The 15,334-nt window shown below is 26.5% G+C and carries 13 protein-coding genes; 2 read left to right on the forward strand and 11 right to left on the reverse strand.

The window, feature by feature from the left end; all coding sequences use genetic code 11:
• Nucleotides 1-429: 429 nt before the first annotated feature.
• On the forward strand, nt 430-1,701 hold the full coding sequence (locus VS182_RS03870; protein WP_479492766.1) for an IS701 family transposase: 1,272 nt from the start codon (nt 430-432) through the stop codon (nt 1,699-1,701).
• A 952-nt stretch (nt 1,702-2,653) separates the two neighbouring features.
• Here the strand turns inward: VS182_RS03870 and VS182_RS03875 are convergent.
• From VS182_RS03875 to VS182_RS03925, 11 genes are all read right to left on the reverse strand, one after another.
• Nucleotides 2,654-3,004 (reverse strand): hypothetical protein, encoded by a 351-nt coding sequence (locus VS182_RS03875; protein ID WP_479492767.1) that lies wholly within the window; start codon nt 3,002-3,004, stop codon nt 2,654-2,656.
• Nucleotides 3,005-3,234: 230 nt separating this feature from the next.
• Nucleotides 3,235-3,642: a hypothetical protein gene (locus VS182_RS03880; protein ID WP_479492768.1), complete on the reverse strand. Its 408-nt coding sequence runs from the start codon at nt 3,640-3,642 to the stop codon at nt 3,235-3,237.
• Nucleotides 3,643-3,872: 230 nt separating this feature from the next.
• Nucleotides 3,873-4,250, reverse strand: coding sequence for a hypothetical protein (locus VS182_RS03885; protein WP_479492769.1), 378 nt, complete (start codon nt 4,248-4,250; stop codon nt 3,873-3,875).
• 230 nt (nt 4,251-4,480) lie between these two features.
• A complete protein-coding gene (locus VS182_RS03890; protein WP_479492770.1) occupies nt 4,481-4,858 on the reverse strand; it encodes a hypothetical protein in 378 nt (125 codons plus the stop codon).
• A gap of 280 nt (nt 4,859-5,138) precedes the next feature.
• Complete coding sequence (locus VS182_RS03895) at nt 5,139-5,468, reverse strand: hypothetical protein (RefSeq protein WP_479488909.1); 330 nt, start codon at nt 5,466-5,468, stop codon at nt 5,139-5,141.
• A 926-nt stretch (nt 5,469-6,394) separates the two neighbouring features.
• The gene (locus VS182_RS03900; RefSeq protein WP_479492788.1) at nt 6,395-7,354 is read right to left on the reverse strand and encodes a transposase; all 960 of its coding nucleotides are present in this window, start codon (nt 7,352-7,354) and stop codon (nt 6,395-6,397) included.
• Between the two features lie 27 nt (nt 7,355-7,381).
• Nucleotides 7,382-7,666: a hypothetical protein gene (locus VS182_RS03905; RefSeq protein ID WP_479488910.1), complete on the reverse strand. Its 285-nt coding sequence runs from the start codon at nt 7,664-7,666 to the stop codon at nt 7,382-7,384.
• Nucleotides 7,667-8,437: 771 nt separating this feature from the next.
• Nucleotides 8,438-8,974 (reverse strand): hypothetical protein, encoded by a 537-nt coding sequence (locus VS182_RS03910; RefSeq protein WP_479488911.1) that lies wholly within the window; start codon nt 8,972-8,974, stop codon nt 8,438-8,440.
• Between the two features lie 414 nt (nt 8,975-9,388).
• Nucleotides 9,389-9,850, reverse strand: a complete 462-nt coding sequence (locus tag VS182_RS03915; RefSeq protein ID WP_479492772.1) for a hypothetical protein — start codon at nt 9,848-9,850, stop codon at nt 9,389-9,391.
• Between the two features lie 1,187 nt (nt 9,851-11,037).
• Nucleotides 11,038-11,196, reverse strand: a complete 159-nt coding sequence (locus VS182_RS03920; RefSeq protein WP_479492773.1) for a hypothetical protein — start codon at nt 11,194-11,196, stop codon at nt 11,038-11,040.
• Between the two features lie 698 nt (nt 11,197-11,894).
• Entirely contained in the window at nt 11,895-13,667 is a 1,773-nt protein-coding gene (locus VS182_RS03925) for a UbiD family decarboxylase (RefSeq protein ID WP_479492774.1), read from the reverse strand.
• Nucleotides 13,668-14,398: 731 nt separating this feature from the next.
• Here VS182_RS03925 and lipA point away from each other — a divergent pair.
• Nucleotides 14,399-15,292, forward strand: a complete 894-nt coding sequence (lipA, locus tag VS182_RS03930) for a lipoyl synthase (protein WP_479483894.1) — start codon at nt 14,399-14,401, stop codon at nt 15,290-15,292.
• Nucleotides 15,293-15,334 lie beyond the last annotated feature (42 nt).

Raw genomic sequence — 15,334 nt, forward strand, 5'->3', positions numbered from 1 at the left:
TAAAATTATTAATAATGTATATGTATAACGAAAGTATTAGTGTTTATATATTAAAAAAACATAAAATCTATTACTTTTTAATTTTAAGTTTTTTAGTAAAAATTTAAACATTGCAATAAATACCAAGCGTTTTTGCTAATTTTGTATATAAGTATTTCTGAACATATTCGAAAAAATAAACAAATAAAAAGACATGGAATAATAATAAAAAAAATTAAAAAATGTGTTTTTATTTTATTATTATTTTTATTACTGTACATGCAAAAAAAGCAAAAAAATGTAAATTATTAATAAAAATAATAAAATTTTATTATATTTCCAAAGTTTACAATATATTACATTTTAATATTTTACAAACAAAAATAGACATTCCTCTATCACCTGTGTAGAATGTAAGTGTTAAGCAAACACACAACAGGGGGATAGCGAATGTCTATTAATTGTAGGTTAACAAATAAATCTCATTTGGTCAAATTTTTTCGTAAATTGGGGTTAATATCCCAATTTACTTCATCTGTTTTTAATCATATTTTGCAAATTATTGATGGTATGTTGTCACAAAACTTTAACGGAACTTTGTCAGATATTCATAAAAAAAGCTTTTATAACAGGTGCCGACAAACGATAAGCCATATGATGACTAATTCAAAATGGGATGAAAAAATACTTAGTGACGCCATTAAAAATGTTTCTTATGAAGAAGTTATCCATCAAGCTAAGAGAAAAAATAAACCTTACTTTCTTATAATTGACGATACAGTATGCCATAAGACAAAGCCATCATCATTAGCTGAACACCCTATGCAAGCAGCGGGTTATCATTATTCTAATCTAGATAAAAGAAGTGTATATGGTCATTCTATTGTTCAAGCTATGTTACATACAGATGGTTTAAGCTATCCTATAGAAGTTAAACGTGCTAATAAAACAGAAAGTAATAAAATGGATACTGCTTGCGATATCATATCTAGTGCTCCTGAGCCAGATCACAAAGCATATGTTTGTGTAGATTCTTGGTATATTTCAAAAAAGATCATCGAAACAAGCTTAAAAAAAGGATTTCATTTTATAGGTGCATTAAGAATCGATATTGTTATTTGTCCTTTAGGCATTAAAAATCAAATAAAAATGTTTTTAAATTTTATAAAAAATAAAGATACAAAAGTTGTTACCATTAAAAAACAAAAGTATCGTGTTTATAGATATGAAGGTAATCTTAATTTTATTGACAATGCAGTTGTCCTTATTTGTCTTAAGGAAGGTCAAGATATATCTAAAGCAAAAGCTTTTATTTGCACAGATATGGAGCTAAGTAATGAAGAAATTCTAAATTATTATTCGAAAAGATGGGAAATCGAAACCTATTTTAGAACAGCTAAAAATTATCTTGCTTTACAAGGATACCAAGTCAGATCCATCAAATCTTTAGATAGATACTTAATTTTACAAATGTTTGTAGCAATGTATTGTATACATACAGGTAATGGTAATCTCCTAAAGGGATTACGTAAATATCAGGCTAAAAAAGAAGCTGATCGAATAGAAGATATGATTGATATATTAATTTCATCCCTTAAAGAGGTAATATCATATTTAGATGTTCCTACGCATATATCTGTGAAGCTTATTTTATCACGTGCCAAAAAAGGATTAAGAGCAGCACTAAGGTCCTACTGTTATCAATTTAAAGAGGTAGCCTAAATCTGCAAATACAATTAAAAAGGATAGATATGGTAAAAAAACTAAAAAAGCTAGATTTGTTTTTTGACCATTTATAAATATAATTAAATTTATTATAAAAATACAAATATATAAATTCTCTTTTTAGAGTAATTAAACATAAGGATGCTAAATTAATCTAAAAATAAAAACGATCTTTTGTATAAACAAATAATGTTCAAACTTAGATTATAATAAACTTTTTAAGTTAATTTTTGAAAATCAAAAATTATGGCCTATTTTTTTTGGCAAGTACAGTTATTACTTGAATTTGATATTTTCATGCATATAAACTGGAAAACAAAAAAATAACCCTAAGTTTCCAGGTTATTTTTATATACCGATACTTATATTTAATTTATATTTTATAATTCAAAACACGAGATAATATAGACTATAATTAAGTTATGAAAGTAATGATATCGTATAAATGCAACTATACACAATAAAGATAAAAATTTTATATAATATATAAATGTATTTTATCAACATAGTATTTTTATATCAATAAAATATTGCCTATAATAATTATTTTTTAGCAATCTTTATATTTACCATGATTATAATTTCTCTATTTAGAATTACATTGTTTATATCTATTTCTACTATTATTAGTGCAACCTTGATTACAGCAATTCTTATTATAGTTATTAGTGGTACAAGTATTAGATGTGGTATGGCATGCTTGTGTATTTGTATTAGCAACAAGAGTTCCTATAGATATAGTAGCAATACAGATTAAACCCGCTATAATTTTTTCATTGTATGTTTAAACATAATAGATCAAATCCTTTCAGGGTTTTTATTTTTATATTATGAAGTATAAATTCAAGATAAAAATTATAAAACCATAAGGTATTCGATATAATGTTTTGATTTAAAACTAAGATAAATGGGTTTTATTTGTTATACAACAACTATATTTATAGGGTTATTATTTTCTAGTAGTTACCATTGTAAATATATTCGGAGTAGTTATTTTCGTATCTGTTATAATAGAAATAATTGTCATATCTTCCATTATTGTAATAGTTGTATCTTCCGTTATTGTAATAGTTGTATCTTCCGTTATTGTAATAGTTATATCTTCCATTATTATAGCAACCATTATTATAGCAACCATTATTATAGCAACCATTATTATAGCAACCATTATTAGCACAACCATTGTTATAGCAACCATTATTAGAACAACCATTGTTATAGCAACCATTATTACAGCAACCATTATTATTAACACAAGTATTAGATGTGGTATGGCATGCTTGTGTATTTGTATTAGCAACAAGAGTTCCTATAGATATAGTAGAAATACAGATTAAACCCGCTATAATTTTTTTCATTGTATGTTTAAACATAATAGATCAAATCCTTTCAGGTTTTTTATTTTTATATTATGAAGTACAAATTCAAGATAAAAATTATAAAACCATAAGGTATTCGATATAATGTTTTGATTTAAAACTAAGATAAATGGGGTTTATTTGTTATACAACAACTATATTTATAGGGTTATTATTTTCTAGTAGTTACCGTTGTAACTATATTCGGAGTAGTTATTTTCGTATCTGTTATAATAGAAATCATTGTCATATCTTCTGTTATTTTAATAGTAGAATCTTCCGTTATTATAGTAACCATTATTATAGTAACCATTATTATAGTAACCATTGCTATAGTAACCATTGTTATAGCAACCATTGTTATAGCAACCATTGTTATAGCAACCATTGTTATAGCAGCTGTTATTAGCACAACCATTGTTATAGCAACCATTATTAGCACAACCATTGTTATAGCAACCATTATTAGCACAACCATTGTTATAGCAGTTAGTATTAACACAAGCATTATTACAGCAACCATTATTAGTGGTACAAGTATTAGATGTGGTATGGCATGCTTGTGTATTTGTATTAGCAACAAGAGTTCCTATAGATATAGTAGAAATACAGATTAAACCCGCTATAATTTTTTTCATTGTATGTTTAAACATAATAGATCAAATCCTTTCAGGTTTTTTATTTTTATATTATGAAGTACAAATTCAAGATAAAAATTATAAAACCATAAGGTATTCGATATAATGTTTTGATTTAAAACTAAGATAAATGGGGTTTATTTGTTATACAACAACTATATTTATAGGGTTATTATTTTCTAGTAGTTACCGTTGTAACTATATTCGGAGTAGTTATTTTCGTATCTGTTATAATAGAAATCATTGTCATATCTTCTGTTATTTTAATAGTAGAATCTTCCGTTATTATAGTAACCATTATTATAGTAACCATTATTATAGTAACCATTGCTATAGTAACCATTGTTATAGCAACCATTGTTATAGCAACCATTGTTATAGCAACCATTGTTATAGCAGCTGTTATTAGCACAACCATTGTTATAGCAACCATTATTAGCACAACCATTGTTATAGCAGTTAGTATTAACACAAGCATTATTACAGCAACCATTATTAGTGGTACAAGTATTAGATGTGGTATGGCATGCTTGTGTATTTGTATTAGCAACAAGAGTTCCTATAGATATAGTAGAAATACAGATTAAACCCGCTATCATTTTTTTCATTGTATGTTTAAACATAATAGATCAAATCCTTTCAGGTTTTTTATTTTTATATTATGAAGTACAAATTCAAGATAAAAATTATAAAACCATAAGGTATTCGATATAATGTTTTGATTTAAAACTAAGATAAATGGGGTTTATTTGTTATACAACAACTATATTTATAGGGTTATTATTTTCTAGTAGTTACCGTTGTAACTATATTCGGAGTAGTTATTTTCGTATCTGTTATAATAGAAATCATTGTCATATCTTCTGTTATTTTAATAGTAGAATCTTCCGTTATTATAGTAACCATTATTATAGTAACCATTATTATAGTAACCATTATTATAGTAACCATTGCTATAGTAACCATTGTTATAGCAACCATTGTTATAGCAACCATTGTTATAGCAGCTATTATTAGCACAACCATTGTTATAGCAACCATTATTAGCACAACCATTGTTATAGCAGTTATTATTAACACAAGCATTATTACAGCAACCGTTATTAGTGGTACAAGTATTAGATGTGGTATGGCATGCTTGTGTATTTGTATTAGCAACAAGAGTTCCTATAGATATAGTAGAAATACAGATTAAACCCGCTATAATTTTTTTCATTGTATGTTTAAACATAATAGATCAAATCCTTTCAGGTTTTTTATTTTTATATTATGAAGTACAAATTCAAGATAAAAATTATAAAACCATAAGGTATTCGATATAATGTTTTGATTTAAAACTAAGATAAATGGGGTTTATTTGTTATACAATAACTATATTTATAGGGTTATTATTTTCTAGTAGTAACATATCGCAATTATGGTTATAGCAAAAATTTACTTATTGTATATACCCATACGGATTATTGCTGTATCCATTATTTAAACCACCTAATATTCCACCTGCAGTATTTCCGACAATACTTAAAGCACCTCCTGCGACAGATCCGACAATACCTAAAGCATTGCCTGCGACAGATCCGACAAGTCCTGCAGCGGATCCGACAATACCTAAAGCACCGCCTAATATGCCTCCTGCTACATTCGCTATAGGCATGTTATTTTCATAGTATGCTGCTTTAGTAGGTGTCATGGTAGTTATATTAAAGGCAGCTATAACAGATAAACATGTTAAGGATATAATTATTTTTTTTGCAATTGATTTTAACATTTAGAATCATACCCTTCTGTTTTTGGATGTTATCATCTTCAATAGCTATATTAATACTTATTGTTGATTAAATAAATATATAATTAAAGTCATTTATGGAATTTTTATATATAAAACAATTATTTATAGATTTATTATCTTTCATTATATATTATTAAATATCAACAGTTTTTGCGCGAGCATTTTAAATTCTAATTAGCTATATATATTTTTTGATAATCTTTACAATGTATTAGATTTTTTATTTTTTTATCTTACAAGAGTTATATTACTCTTATTAGAATACAAAAGATATATATAATTAAAGGAAATTATTTTTATATAATTAAATATATTTTTTATCGATATAATCTCCCGCCATTTTGTTTATTTATATTTAATATGCAGATAATAATTTAAATAAATTTTCAAAAACAAAAGCTGTAAAGAGATTTTAAGAATCCAATCGAATGCATTCAAAGCTATGACAATGGCTACATTTTGATTTAAATGACATAAACAGTTTTATTATATACTTAGATTATAATTTTAATCTAAGTATATAATAAATAAAATAATTTGACCTTGATTTATTTTTTAAAATTAATTTAAAACTAGTGATAATATATATTTATAATAAAAACCTTATTTATATATTTTTAAACATATAACTGTACTTGCCAAAAAAAATAGGCCATAATTTTTCATTTTCAAAAATTAACTTAAAAAGTGTATTATAATCTAAGTTTGAACATTATTTGTTTATACAAAAGATCGTTTTTATTTTTAGAATAATTTAGCATCCTTATGTTTAATTACTCTAAAAAGAGAATTTATATATTTGTATTGTTATAATAAATTTAATTATATTTATAAATGGTCAAAAAACAAACCTAGCTTTTTTAGTTTTTTTACCATATCTATCCTTTTTAATTGTATTTGCAGATTTAGGCTACCTCTTTAAATTGATAACAGTAGGACCTTAGTGCTGCTCTTAATCCTTTTTTGGCACGTGATAAAATAAGCTTCACAGATATATGCGTAGGAACATCTAAATATGATATTACCTCTTTAAGGGATGAAATTAATATATCAATCATATCTTCTATTCGATCAGCTTCTTTTTTAGCCTGATATTTACGTAATCCCTTTAGGAGATTACCATTACCTGTATGTATACAATACATTGCTACAAACATTTGTAAAATTAAGTATCTATCTAAAGATTTGCTTGATCTGACTTGGTATCCTTGTAAAGCAAGATAATTTTTAGCTGTTCTAAAATAGGTTTCGATTTCCCATCTTTTCGAATAATAATTTAGAATTTCTTCATTACTTAGCTCCATATCTGTGCAAATAAAAGCTTTTGCTTTAGATATATCTTGACCTTCCTTAAGACAAATAAGGACAACTGCATTGTCAATAAAATTAAGATTACCTTCATATCTATAAACACGATACTTTTGTTTTTTAATGGTAACAACTTTTGTATCTTTATTTTTTATAAAATTTAAAAACATTTTTATTTGATTTTTAATGCCTAAAGGACAAATAACAATATCGATTCTTAATGCACCTATAAAATGAAATCCTTTTTTTAAGCTTGTTTCGATGATCTTTTTTGAAATATACCAAGAATCTACACAAACATATGCTTTGTGATCTGGCTCAGGAGCACTAGATATGATATCGCAAGCAGTATCCATTTTATTACTTTCTGTTTTATTAGCACGTGTAACTTCTATAGGATAGCTTAAACCATCTGTATGTAACATAGCTTGAACAATAGAATGACCATATACACTTCTTTTATCTAGATTAGAATAATGGTAACCTGCTGCTTGTATAGGGTGTTCAGCTAATGATGATGGCTTTGTCTTATGGCATACTGTGTCGTCAATTATCAGAAAGTAAGGTTTATTTTTTCTCTTAGCTTAATTGATAACTTCTTCATAAGCAACATTGTGTATGGCGTCACTAAGTATTTTTTCATCCCATTTTGAATTAGTCATCATATGGCTTATCGTTTGGCGGCACCTGTTATAAAAGCTTTTTTTATGAATATCTGACAAAGTTCCGTTAAAGTTTTGTGACAACATACCATCAATAATCTGCAAAATATGATTAAAAACAGATGAAGTAAATTGGGATATTAACCCCAATTTACGAAAAAATTTGACCAAATGAGATTTATTTGTTAACCTACAATTAATAGACATTCTCTATCCTCCTGTTGGTTTTTTATTAACACTTACATTCTACACAGGTGATAGTGGAATGTCTATTTTTGTTTGTAAAATATTAAAATGTAATATATTGTAAACTTTGGAAATATAATAAAATTTTATTATTTTTATTAATAATTTAAATTTTGTTTCTTTTTTTGCATGTACAGCATATAAACTTCATTTTAAAAATGTTTAATTAATAAAATTAGTTTTTTAAATCAATATACTTTTTGCAAAACATATATTATAGAGAGATAAGATATAGGCAAAAGACGCCAAAAAGATAATAAGAACAATAGACTTGTCCAGAAATATTAATGTAGACGATTAGTAATGCTTTAATTTAAACACAAAAATAGATATTATCATAGCTTTTTGTGCATTAAATTAGTTTCTTAAACACTATTTAACATGGTTTATTGGACAAGCTCTGTTAATTACTTATAATTTTCAAAATATATAATATTTATTTTTGTATTTTTGTTATATATTAATTGATTATATGCTAATTTTATACAAGTAATTATTTTGATACTAAGATTAAAATAATCATTTTAGTCATATTATTTTATATGTATAATATCCACAAAATATAAATAATTATATTATATATCTATCATATATTTTAGATCCTAAAATAGCAAGGATGCCCAATCTATAAATGATAGATTGGGCATAAATTATTATTAATTATATATTTTTTATTTTACACGTTATTAATTAAAATAAAAGAATTATTGCCTAAAATATTAGTGATTATTTTTAGTGAATATAATTATTTGGGAAAGGTTTTAATATACCTCTAAATCCGAAGTAATTAGGTGCAAAAGATAGACATCTTTTTAGATGAGGGTAATAATATCTAGCAGTTAATCCGAATCTTTCGTATTGATTTCCGTAATCATAGTAAGGTATTTTACCATACATTTGTGACATTCTTAAAAAATCATTGTAATAATTATTGGTGTGATAATTATTTGGAAAAGGTTTTAATATACCACGAAATCCGAAGTAATTAGGTGCAAAAGATAGACATATTTTTAAATGAGGGTAATAATATCTAGCAGTTAATCCGAATCTTTCATATTGATTTCCGTAATCATAGTAAGGTATTTTACCATACATTTGTGACATTCTTAAAAAATCATTGTAATAATTATAATTATAGCTGTATTTATAGCTGAAATTAACAGCTTCTGTTTTTTCCGATGCCAAATTACCTATGGTTCCAAAAATAGATAAAGCTAGTGAGCTGGCTAAAGTTATTTTTGCTATTTTTTTTAATCCTTTTTTTGACATATTTAATCAATCCTTTTCTATTTGATTTATATTATAATTTAAAATTTATTTCTTTATATCAATAGAATATATTTATTTAGCTAATATTTTAATGCAGTTCTAGTTATTAGCTAATTATTTTTATGATATCTATTATAAAATTCTCTTTTATGATTTTTTAATATTTATATGGAGTATATTATAATTTTACTGCGATTATTTTTGTTATTTATCGGATTATCATTATAAAATTGTATAACTAATTTAAATTAAACATTTTTATAAATTTTATAGTCAATGCATATTTATATATTCAAAAATATGTGGATTGATTATTATTTAATTTATCATCCTACATATCCATAACTAATATTTTTAATGCTTTGTTTCCCTTTATTTATAGGATTTTTTATTACATTATTTTCTTCTAAGCCACTATATAAAATAACCGCTGCCTCCGCCGCTGATGTTATAACTACTGCTGCCTCCGCCGCTTATGCTATAACCTCCGCTTATGCTATAACTACTGCTGCCTCCGCCGCTTATGCTATAACCACCGCCGCCATAACCGCCGCCGCCATAACCGCCGCCGCCATAACCACCGCCGCCATAACCACCGCCGCCATAACCGCCGCTTATGCTATAACCACCGTTACCTCCGCCGCTTATGCCATAACCACCGTTACCTCCGCCGCTTATGCCATAACCACCGTTACCTCCGCCGCTTATGCTATAACTACCGCTGCCTCCGCCGCCATAACCACCGTTGCCTCCTCGGTATCCACCAAATGCTTTAATTAAACAACAAGCATTAGCTGATGAACTTACAACAACGGAACTTAAAGCAGATAGACATAGTAGGCTAGCGATAGCTGTTTTTGTTATTTTTTTAAACATAATAATTCAACCCCTTTATTTTTTTAAATAAAAAATATCTTTCTCCAATTTTTAACACAATAAAATATTTTATAATTATAATATGATTACAAAACAACATTTTTTATCTAATTCACAGAAATAAAAGTTAAAAGGATTAAAAAATCACATCAAATTTTTTATTATTTTTATATCATAAATACTTTTATTTATGTGAACCGTGATTATGTGAACAATGATGTTTTTTCATGTGACATGCTTTATGAAGACCGTTATAATTAGCTTTTGCTGAGATTAGAGAACAGGATAGCATCGGTAGAGATAATATACATATAAGAGAATTTTTCACTATTGTTTCAACATAATAATCCAATCCCTTTGATGGTTTGTTGTTTTTATAATGCTGAGTTAAATGACATTTCCATCCAAGTTATAATTATTAATTATAATGATATAAATATAAATCAACAATCTATATTAAATCAAAGAATAATTACTGGTAAATCAAGATAAAAAATACTATATAGATGATATTACTTTTTTTATATAGTATTTTTCGATATATATTAAAATTTATGATGAGTATAATAACAATCATAATAATTTTTATTTACATGACCATTATTTTGATACCCGTTATAATTAGTGTTATTTAAGTTATCGTGATGTTGGTATCCATGATATTTATCTCTGTGATAATAATAGTTATTTCTATAATAATGATAACCTTACTAATTATCCTTAACTAAAATTAGCTAACAAGAAAAAATTGTAGACACATTATACCTATCAGAGCTGTTGGGGCTATTTTTGTAATTATAATAACTCAGATCTTTTCAAATTTAATATAGTTATCATTTGATATTTTGTTAATTATATATAATTAAAATCATATTATTGAGCATTCAGGTATGCATAACTATATTATGTTAATATTTTCTTATAAATATATAATTTGTAAAATAATCTAAAAGGATAAAATTTTGTTATTTTTTATATATAATTATTAGAATAGTTTACACATGAATATTTTAAAAAAAATATTACAAATCCCTATCATGGTTTTATTATTAAACAACCATGATAGAGATGCTTTTTTATTATAAATATTTTAATCTTTATAATCAATTATAATATCAACTATAAATATATTTACGCATTAATTATATTATTTTCATACAATTCATATTATCAAAAGTTAATTTACATTAATGACCATAAACATAACCATAAACATGACCATGATGACCATAACCATGATGTTTATAATGTCTATGATGTCTATGATGTTTATGACCACCATAACTACTATAACCACCATAATGATCGTCATTAATATAATGAGCACTAGCAGAATTTATAGCCAAGGCACTGAAAGCAGATAGACATAGTAGGCTAGCGATAGCTGTTTTTGTTATTTTTTTTCACATATTGATCAAATCCCTTTTGTTTTTTTATTTTGATAATGTTTTTTAAAAAACATTATATCTGTTTAGATTAAAAATATAATAAGATGATTGATTATGATATTATTATAAATCAAAATTCTATATTTAATCAAAGGTAATTTTATGGGAATTATTTAAAAATAATTGTGTTTTAAATTAACTTTTATTTAAATTTAGCCAGATAGGTGATCTAGATCTTAAATTTATAAAATTTTTTGATATTTTTATTTATAATAATTATGTCGACTATCGTATACATATAAAATATCTATCTTTAATATTTTATATCCTGTTTATCTGAATTAGTCTTTATTTATAATGGTTTTTAAATGCATTTGTTTATTACATGCTTAGTATATTATAAATAATATTTTTTTTATATGATTTGTTTATGGCTAATATGGTTTATAACTAATAATTTAATAAATAAAATACAAATAATCTATTATTTAATTTTATATTAATTATTTAGGTTGATTTTAATATTAATTTAGTATTTTTTATATTATGACAAAGTAATTTTGAGTTAATTTTTTATATATGATTGAACCATAGTATTTTACTTTTAATGATTCAATCATATATATAGTTTTTATATTTAATATATAATATATATATTAATTAAAAGATTTAGGAAAATACTTGTGCCAATTATCATCGACTTTTTTTACAGTTTTCATATCAGGCATAACTTCTGATGGGTGGTGCTTTTTATGGCGTGCATCGATGATCATGGGATAGCTATATGATATGTGGTGTTTGATTAATTTTTTTTCTATATGTACATCTAGATATGGATCAAACCTTACGAATATACTCCATAGAAAGTTTGTAGTATCTGCGGCCATTGAGATATCATCTATTAAAATAATCATAGGCCATTTTAGTAGCTCTGCGTTTTTGGTAGCAAGTAAATGATTTGCTTGATCAGGATTTTCTTGATGGGATGTGGTTTGTAACACTAAGACACCTGGACAGAACATTGCTTGTTTTTTAATCGCCGGATGATCAAAAGTAGGTAGTGTCTTGGGTAAATCTCTTATTTTTTGTTTTCCTGTACCTAAAAGGATCATTTTACTTCCACGATTTAACTTTCCGTCTGCGTAGTCTAGTGTATCTGCTGAGGTATTAGGAAAAATAATAAGATCTATCTCTGGTTGCCATCGTTCTAAAATCGTTGTTAAACATTTTTTGATATTATTTAATTCAATACATTGATCAGTTACTAATAAGCACTTTGTTAACGACAATTGCCCTTCGCCTAAAATGCGCAAAGCGTGTGTTAATGCTTCTCTTTCGTAGCGTTCTTTGACAATTGCTGATGCTAGTGCATGAAAACCACTTTCTCCATATGTGAATATTTCTTTTACACCAGGCATAACTCGTGGAAAAAGTGGAGACAGTAATTGTTGTAAAAATTCACCTAAATAAAAGTCTTCTTGGCGAGGTTTACCCACTATGGTGGCAGGGTAGATAGCGTTTTTACGAAAATAAATATTTTTTACGTTAAATACGGGGAAATTATGTGCTAATGAGTAAAAGCCATAATGATCGCCAAAAGGACCTTCTATAGCTCTTTCAAAAGGTTTTACAATGCCCTCTAATATGAATTCAGCTTCAGCTGGACCAATAAAATTACCTTGTTTATCATATGTAATAGGTACTTTTTCTCCTAATAAAAAAGATGTTAACAATAACTCTGATATAGCTTCAGGAAGGGGGGCTATAGCAGAGACGATTAAAGCAGGTGGTCCTCCTAAGAATACTTTAACATTCAAATCCTTGCTTTGTTGTTCTGCTAAATGATAGTGAAAACCACCACCTTTTTGAATTTGCCAATGCATACCAGTAGTAGTTTTGCTTAATCTTTGCATCCGGTACATACCTATATTAGGTTTACTATCATGTAAAGATTCCGTGTACACAATAGGTAGTGTGATAAAAGCGCCTCCATCTTCAGGCCAGCTAGTTAATAAGGGCATCTTATCTAGATCGACCTCATCCATTTTGTATGATAAAACAGGCGAATTATGGGGTGCCATTTTTTTTAAACCGAAACTCAGCATTGATTTGAACAATTCCCGATTTTGCCAGATAGTTGGCCATTTAATCGGAAACATTTGATCGATTAATTTTAAACCTTCATTGATTAACTTTTCTGGTCGATGTCCAAAAGCTAAATCAATCCTTTTTTTGGTACCGAAAATATTTGTAATTACAGGGAATTTACTACCAATGACATTGATAAACAATAATGCAGGTCCTTCTTGTTGAATAACACGTCTATGAATTTCAGCTAATTCTAAATAAGGATCTACAGGTTCTGTAACAACAACGACATCTTTTTCTTTTGTTAATATTTGCAGGAAACTATTCAAATTTTTATGCATATACGTCTTCCTTTTTTAGAAAATATATTAAAAAGCATGTTAAAAATCATATTAAAAACAAAAATTTATAAATATCCATTTGATAAAAATCTCTTTTTAACTATAATATGATATTTATAAAAATAATAAAAATTTTTTGTGTTTTAAATCTTGTTCTTGTTCATTATTCAGAGCTGTTTTTTATCAAGATTATAATTTGTTGGACTGTTTGTCCATTGTAGCGATTAGGTTATAATGTAAAATGTAATCTTTATTTGTTTTATGCTTCTAAACTGATTTTAAACAATGTAATGTGTGTTTAGGGATTTAAATAGCCATTTTTTTGTTAAATAGCCATTTTTTTATTTTTATTATAAGTATATTCACATTTTTGTGTTTTTTATATCTCAGACTATATAGGAATTATTTTAGATAATTATTTTAGATAATTATTTTAGCTGATGCCTTTTCACCAGGTTATTTTGATGAAAAGGCATGTTAAAATATATTTCATATGCTGATCTTGATGTTAAGAATTTATTTTCAGAGCTTGTTTCTTGGTTTTTTTGCTAGAATTTTTAATTATTGTTTTTAGTATTTTTCTATTTTAGTATTTTTTCTGCTTTTTTTAATTTGGTATTGTATATATTTTAATTAAATAAAAAATTTTTATTTATATATAATCTGATTTTAATTTCTAATTCAAAATTACTTTTTTAATTCATATTGTATTTTAGGAGGATATTAAAATTATGAATGCAGGACATGAAATATCCGCTAGAAAGCCATCTTGGCTTAAAGTTCGTTTGCATAATAGTGAGGAATATAATGAATTGAAGAACCTTATGAGGAGTAAATCACTAAATACTGTTTGTGAGGAAGCTCGTTGTCCTAATATACATACATGTTGGTCACAAGGAACAGCTACTTTTATGATTTTGGGTAAAGTTTGTACGCGTGCTTGTCGATTTTGTGCAGTTAATACAGGATTACCAAATGAATTAGATCTCAATGAACCGATGTCTGTAGCTGAAGCTGTGAATAGAATGGGGTTGCTATATGCGGTGGTTACATCTGTTGCTAGGGATGACCTTAAAGACGGAGGAGCTAGCGTTTTTGCTGCTACTATAGATGCTATTAGGGAGCTTAATCCTAAAACGCGTGTTGAAGTTCTTATCCCGGATTTTAAACATTGTATTTCATCTTTAAAAGTTGTTCTTGATAAAATGCCTGATGTTTTAAATCACAATCTAGAGACAGTAAGACGCTTAACACCTAACCTTAGGGCCAAAGCTACTTATGATGGTTCTTTAAACCTTTTACGTCAATCTAAGCATTTTGCGCCTATGATACCGACAAAAACCAGTTTGATGTTGGGAGTTGGTGAAACCGAAGATGAAGTTCTGGATACGATGAGGGATTTGCGTGAATGTCAGGTCGATATTTTAACGCTAGGGCAGTATTTGCCACCTACGAAACATCATTTTAAATTAGACAGGTATATATTACCAAGTGAATTTGATAACATTAAAAATAAGGGTATTGCGATGGGATTTGCTCATATTGAAGCAGGTCCGCTTGTTAGAAGTTCTTATTTAGCTCATAAACAAGCTGATGCAGCTGAGATAGCCTTGTCTAAATATTGAATATTTCCTGTTAACTATATTTTTTCCTGTATTTTTAATTAA

This window comes from Pasteuria ramosa, from assembly GCF_056496785.1.

Bases quoted from the DNA above. Each gene is read 5' to 3' on its own strand.
- VS182_RS03870 (WP_479492766.1), top strand. From the start codon at position 430: ATGTCTATTAATTGTAGGTTAACAAATAAATCTCATTTGGTCAAATTT.
- VS182_RS03895 (WP_479488909.1), bottom strand. From the start codon at position 5,468: ATGTTAAAATCAATTGCAAAAAAAATAATTATATCCTTAACATGTTTA.
- VS182_RS03905 (WP_479488910.1), bottom strand. From the start codon at position 7,666: ATGTCTATTAATTGTAGGTTAACAAATAAATCTCATTTGGTCAAATTT.
- VS182_RS03910 (WP_479488911.1), bottom strand. From the start codon at position 8,974: ATGTCAAAAAAAGGATTAAAAAAAATAGCAAAAATAACTTTAGCCAGC.
- VS182_RS03915 (WP_479492772.1), bottom strand. From the start codon at position 9,850: ATGTTTAAAAAAATAACAAAAACAGCTATCGCTAGCCTACTATGTCTA.
- VS182_RS03925 (WP_479492774.1), bottom strand. From the start codon at position 13,667: ATGCATAAAAATTTGAATAGTTTCCTGCAAATATTAACAAAAGAAAAA.
- lipA (WP_479483894.1), top strand. From the start codon at position 14,399: ATGAATGCAGGACATGAAATATCCGCTAGAAAGCCATCTTGGCTTAAA.